This is a genomic window from Stenotrophomonas sp. RIT-551 (genome assembly GCF_026241915.1).
Classification (GTDB): Bacteria; Pseudomonadota; Gammaproteobacteria; order Xanthomonadales; family Xanthomonadaceae; genus Stenotrophomonas; species Stenotrophomonas bentonitica_A.
The window spans coordinates 598,550-604,549 of the sequence record NZ_JAPJIU010000001.1 but is presented as its reverse complement, the minus strand read 5'-3'; the positions used below and the strand labels follow the sequence as shown (position 1 = coordinate 604,549).

Annotated in this window: 3 protein-coding genes; 1 reads left to right on the top strand and 2 read right to left on the bottom strand. The window is 65.9% G+C overall.

What is annotated here, in order from left to right; translation table 11 throughout:
- A partial coding sequence (gene fhuE / locus ORK51_RS02550) for a ferric-rhodotorulic acid/ferric-coprogen receptor FhuE (protein ID WP_266083829.1) occupies window positions 1-1,986 on the top strand: 1,986 nt, incomplete at its 5' end.
- 210 nt (window positions 1,987-2,196) lie between these two features.
- Here fhuE and ORK51_RS02545 read toward each other — a convergent pair.
- Together ORK51_RS02545 and ORK51_RS02540 are read right to left on the bottom strand one after the other, a co-directional pair.
- Window positions 2,197-2,823, bottom strand: coding sequence for a LysE family translocator (locus ORK51_RS02545; RefSeq protein ID WP_266083828.1), 627 nt, complete (start codon window positions 2,821-2,823; stop codon window positions 2,197-2,199).
- 214 nt (window positions 2,824-3,037) lie between these two features.
- Window positions 3,038-5,911: a TonB-dependent receptor gene (locus tag ORK51_RS02540; protein ID WP_261997295.1), complete on the bottom strand. Its 2,874-nt coding sequence runs from the start codon at window positions 5,909-5,911 to the stop codon at window positions 3,038-3,040.
- Window positions 5,912-6,000: the final 89 nt, after the last annotated feature.

Here is a 6,000-nt window from a genome sequence, read left to right as displayed (position 1 = left end):
GTCCGCAAGACCTCGGCCGGTACCCGCTTCGATCTGGCCCCGCGCGAGATCCCGCAGTCGGTGAGCATCATCAGCCACCAGCGCATCGAGGATCAGAACCTGGATGACATCATCGACGTGCTGGGCAACACCACCGGCATCAGCAGCACCCAGTCCGATACCGAACGCACCGAGTTCTACGCGCGCGGCTTCTACATCGACAGCTATCAGTTCGACGGCCTGCCGACCCAGATGGTGCAGAACTGGAGCTACGGCGATTCCGGCCTGGACCTGGCCCTGTATGACCGCGTGGAAGTGGTGCGTGGCGCCACCGGCCTGCTCAGCGGCGCCGGCAACCCGTCCGCCTCGGTGAACCTGATCCGCAAGCATGCCGACAGTGCCGAACTGACCGGCAGCGTGTCGGTGAACGTGGGCAGCTGGGGCCGCACCCGCAGCACGGTGGATGTGACCACCCCGCTGAACGCCAGCGGCTCGGTGCGCGCGCGCGTGATCGGCAGCTACCTGGATACCGAATCACAGATGGACCGCTACGACCAGCACAAGACGCTGGGCTATGCGGTGATCGACGCCGACCTGACCCCGGACACGCAGCTGAGCGTGGGCTACGACTACCAGCAGAAGCGCGCCAACGGCGCGACCTGGGGTGGTTTCCCGATGCTGTTCTCCGATGGCAGCCCGACCCCGTTCGACGAATCGTTCAGCGCCAACCCGCGCTGGACCTATTGGGACACCACCAGCAAGCGCCTGTTCGCCACGCTGGAGCATGCGTTCGCCAACGACTGGAAGGTCAAGCTCGGCGCAACGCACGACACGACCAAGGCCGACGACAAGCTGTTCTACCCGGCCTACAACGACTGGACCAGCGGCGCATCGCTGCTGGACAAGACCACCGGCGCTGGCGTTACGCCCTCGGCAGGGTTCTACAACACCGAGCGCAAGGTCAATGCGGTGGACGGCTTCGTGGAAGGTCCGTTCCAGCTGTTCGGTCGGCAGCACCAGTTCATGGCCGGCCTGAGCTACAACAAGCGCGAGTTCGCCAACTACGGCGACTACCAGATGGGCTGGGCGCCGCTGGACAACTATCTGGCCGGTGTGGCCGATTTCCCCGAACCGAACTGGGTCGGCACCCTGCCGCTGCAGAGCGAAGGCACCATCACCCAGAAGGCTGGCTACGTCGCCACCCGCCTGTCGCTGGCCGATCCGCTGAAGCTGATCCTCGGCGCGCGCTACACCGACTGGAAGAGTGAAGGCGAAGGCGCCGACCGTTCGCACAAGGTCACCACGCCGTATGCCGGCCTGGTGTTCGACCTCAACGACACCTACTCCACCTACGCCAGCTACACCGAGATCTTCCAGCCGCAGACGGCGCGCGACCGCAGCGGCAGCTACCTCGATCCGGTGGACGGCAAGAGCTACGAAATCGGCGTCAAGGGCGCATGGTTCGACAACCGCCTGAACGCCTCCGTCGCTGCGTTCCGCATCGAGCAGGACAACGTGGCACAGGTCACCAGCGAGCTGATCCCCAGCCGCCCGGGTGAGTTCGCCTACATCGCCGCACGCGGCACGGTGAGCCGTGGGTTCGAGTTCGAGCTCAACGGCGAACTGGCGCCAGGCTGGAACGCGACCTTCGGTGCCTCGCGCTACGTGGCCAAGGACATCAACGATGCGGACATCAACACCAACCTGCCGCAGACCACCATCAAGCTGTTCACCAGCTACACTCCGCAGTCGCTGAGCGCGCTGACGGTCGGTGGCGGTGCCAACTGGCAGAACGGCATCTACTACCCGGTGCCGGCCTATGGCCGTATCGAGCAGGGTGGCTATGCGCTGGTCAGCGCGTTCGTGCGCTACCGCATCTCGCCGGAGTTCAGCGTGCAGGCCAACCTCAACAACCTGCTGGACAAGACGTACTTCTCGCAGATCAACGGCTACGGCGCGTACGGTGACGGCCGCAATGGCTCGATCACCTTCAACTGGTCGTTCTGACCGGTCTTTGATCGTATCGCTTCAACAACGGAGAGCCGGGCATTGCCCGGCTCTCTGCGTTCTGCAAGCCGCGCACTGGACGCGCGGCGGCGCATCGCCGGGCCCCGGTAGTGCCGGCCGCTGGCCGGCAGCCTCATGAACGATGACGGTCCTGCCTGGTTGCCGGCCAGCGGCCGGCACTACCTCAACGCCGCGCGCGCAGCGCCATCATCACGGCCTGGCGCGCAGCAGCGCCAGTCCAAATCCGATGAAGATCGTGCCGACCACGCGGTCGAACACCTTGCGCAGCCCCGGCTTGGCCAGATGACCGGCCAGCCCGTGGCCACCGGCGGCATACACCGTGTACCAGAACATCTCCATCACCGCGAAGGTCGCCACCAGGATCACGAACTGCGGCAGCTGCGGCTGGGTCAGATCGACGAACTGCGGCAGGAACGCCGAGGCGAACAGCAGCAGCTTGGGGTTGCTGATCCCGATGATGAAGCCGTCGCGGAACAATACGGTACGCGAGCTCGTGACCAGCGCTGTAGTACTGCCGACGTCGATCGGCGCATCGCCACCGCGCCATGCCTTGATCCCCAGGTACACCAGATACGCCACACCGGCGTAGCGCAGCACATCGAACACCATCGGCGACGCCTTGAGCACCGCACCCAGCCCGGCGGCGGAGATCGCCAGGGCCAGCACCAGCGCGGTGAGGCAGCCGGCCATCGCCGCGATGCTGCGCCGGAAGCCGACGCGCACGCTGCGGGTCATCACGTGCAGCATGTTCGGGCCGGGCGTGCCGCACAGGACGAACACGGTGACGGCGAAGATCCACCAGGTATGCAGGTTCATGGCAATGCAGTTCAGGAGAGGTCGTGCCGGCCGCTGGCCGGCTCCCCATGATGCCTGACGCAGACAGCACCGGCATGCCAGGCACGCGCGATGGCCGGTGTGCACAACGCATCTGTCCGTCCCCGCACGCAGCGGGGCCTGACCGGCGCGGCTGCAGGCCGCCACCGGGGCGCCTCACAGCGCCCCGGTGTGTCACCTCCTCATCAGCCTGCGATCAGAACCGCAGGTCCGCGCGCAGGTACCAGTAGCGCCCGCGCGGGATGTCGTAGGTCGAGGCGTCATACCCGTTGAGCGAGCACGACAGGCAGATCGGCGGATCCTTGTCGAACACGTTGTTCAGGCCGGCGCTGAGCTGCAGCCCCTTCATCCAGTCGAACCGGTAGCCCACCTGCATGTCGTGGAAGGTGGTCGCGGCCAGTTCGTTGGTGCCCTCGGCCTGGTTGCCGCAGATCGGGAAGGCGGCCACGTCGCCGCACTCTTCGGTGAGCTTGGAGATGTGGCGCACTGTCCAGGAGGCATTCCAGTTGGACAGGTTCCAGCTGAGCGTGGCATTGCTGGTCCACTCCGGAATCGAGCTGTCGGCCACCTCCACGCCGGGCCCCTGCGGCTGCTTCTGGCCCGCTGCACCAAGGGCCTCATAGCGGCCGACGAAGGTGTTCTGCCAACCCAGCTTGAACTGGCCGATCTCCGTCTGCGGCAGGGTCCAGAACAGGTCCACGTCCCAGCCATCGGTCTTGATCGACCCCAGGTTGGTCAGCCGGTTGTTGAAGCCGCTGACCGCACCGGTGCCGGCACGGGTGATGCCGTCGCAGTACAGCGGGTCCAGCGTGTCCACGCACAGGTCGAGCTGGGTCTGCGCGTTGATGGCCTGGATCGCACCTTCGATGTGGTGGCGGTAGAACGTCACCTCCACGTCGAATCGCTCCGACCAGGATGCATTGCTGCCGAACCACGGGCTCCACACGAAGCCGGCGCTGAAGCTGCGCGAACGCTCCGGATCCAGCTCTGCGTTGCCGCCGGTGGTGACCGAGATCTGCGAGTTGGCCTGCTGGAAACCGTCCGGCACGCCGAGTGCGGCGCAGTTGGCGGCACTGCCGCGCGGCGGCGTATCGCCGAGCCCGACCGAGCAGGGATCGAACAGCTGCAGGTCGGCGCGCGCGGCCGAGCCGTACAGCTCGCCGATGGAGGGTGCGCGGAAGCCTTCGGCGTAGCTGGTGCGCAGCACGAAGTCATTGGTCACCTGCCAGCGCAGGCCGTACTTGGGGGTGAACTCGCCGCCAAAGGTCGAGTAGTCCGAGTAGCGACCGGCCAGGCTCAGGTCGAGCTTCTCGCCGAGCGCGCTCTTGGCGAAGATCGGCACGCTCAGCTCCAGGTAGGCCTCGTTGACATCGTAGGAACCGGAGGTGGGCAACGACGGCACGCCGTTGTAGTGGCCGATCACGGTCAGCGGATCCGGATCGTAGCGGCCCTCGTACTTGCGGTATTCATAGCCGGTGGCGAAGGAGACCGGGCCGGCCGGCAGGGTGAACAGTTCGCTGCTCAGGTTGGCGGTGAACAGGCTCAACTCGTTCTGGCTGCGGTCGCGCACCACCGGCTGGATCCAGCGCAGCATCTCCGGGGTGATCGAGCCGACGCCACCGAAGATGTTCAACGGTACGCAGCCGGGCGTGGCCGCACACAACGCGGGATCACCCAGCGCCATGTTGACCTTGTAGATGTCGTAGCTGCCGTAGTTGGTCTGCTCGGCCTTGTTCTTGCTGTACATGCCGTTGAGGTCCCAGAACCAGCTGCGGTCGGCGGCCTGGAACTGGCCGACCAGGCCGGTGGCGAAGTACTGGGTATTGACCTCCTGCTCGAACACGCGCGCGCCGCCTTCGACCGGGCGACGGCCGATCAGGCTCATGTTGCCCGAGGCGACCAGATCGAAGCCGAACGGGTTGTAGGGATTCAGCCCGGAGACGACGATGTTGTCCGCCAGCGGATTACCGGTGGCGCCATCGGGCCCGAAGAACAGCGGCTCCGGTGCGGCCTGGTTGGTGGACTCGCGACGGTTGCCAAGCGCCTTGATGTACCACTGGATGTCATCGGTGAGGTCGAAGCGGAACTGGCCGAAGATGCCCTTCCGCTCGGACGGGGTGAGCACCATGTTGTACTCGGCGAAGTTGAACCGGTCGGCCGAGGTGAAGCAGTGGTAGTCATCGCTGCGGGTGCAGCCGGCGCTGCCGTCGTAACGCGGGCTGCTTACGCCGGTATTGGGCACGATGTCCTGCTTCGCACCGGTGTTGGGGTCGACGAAAGAGAAGCGTCCCTGCGGAATGCCACCGCTGCCGAAGGCCAGCCCGGTGCCGGGAATCGGGAAGCGCGACTGCTCGCGATCGCGCGCATACACCGGGTCCTGCTTGGTCCAGCTCGCCCCCAGGAACAGGGTGTAGCGGTCACCGCTGGTGCCCCAGGCCAGGTCCACGCCCTTCTGGGTGCCATCGCCCTTGGTGTACTCGCCGTAATTCATCGTCACCTGCGCGCCGTCGAATTCTCGGCGGGTGATGATGTTGACCACACCGGCGATGGCGTCGGAGCCGTACAGCGACGACGCGCCGTCTTCGAGTACTTCGATGCGCTCGACGATGGCCAGCGGGATGGTGTTCAGATCGGTCGCCGCGCCCACGCCGGAGGCGGACGATTCATTGACCCAGCGGATGCCATCGACCAGTACCAGCACCCGCTTGGCGCCCAGGTGACGCAGATCGACCTGGGCCGAGCCCGCACCCACACCGCTGCCATCGGGGGGGAAGCCGAAGTTGCCTGACGAGTTGAATTTCGCATTGAGCGCCGAACCGGAGCCGGTCAGCTGCTGCAGCACCTCGCCGATGGAGGTCAGGCCGGTACGTTCGATCTCGGTGCGGGTCAGGGTCTGGATCGGCACCTGCCCTTCCACTTCGGCCCGCTTGATGCGGCTGCCGGTCACTTCCACCCGGTCCAGATCGGTCGTGCTGCGTGGCGCGTCCTGCGCGCTGGCCAGGGCGGGTGCAGCCAGCAGCAGGCACAGCGATACGGCAACCGCCAATGGGCGGTGATGCAGGTTGTTCATTCGCTCTCTCTCCAAAGGAATGGTGGGCGGGGCTGCCGCGTCCCCCTGCATGGCGGCAGTGTCTCCTTTGTAAACAACCTGTAAATGTG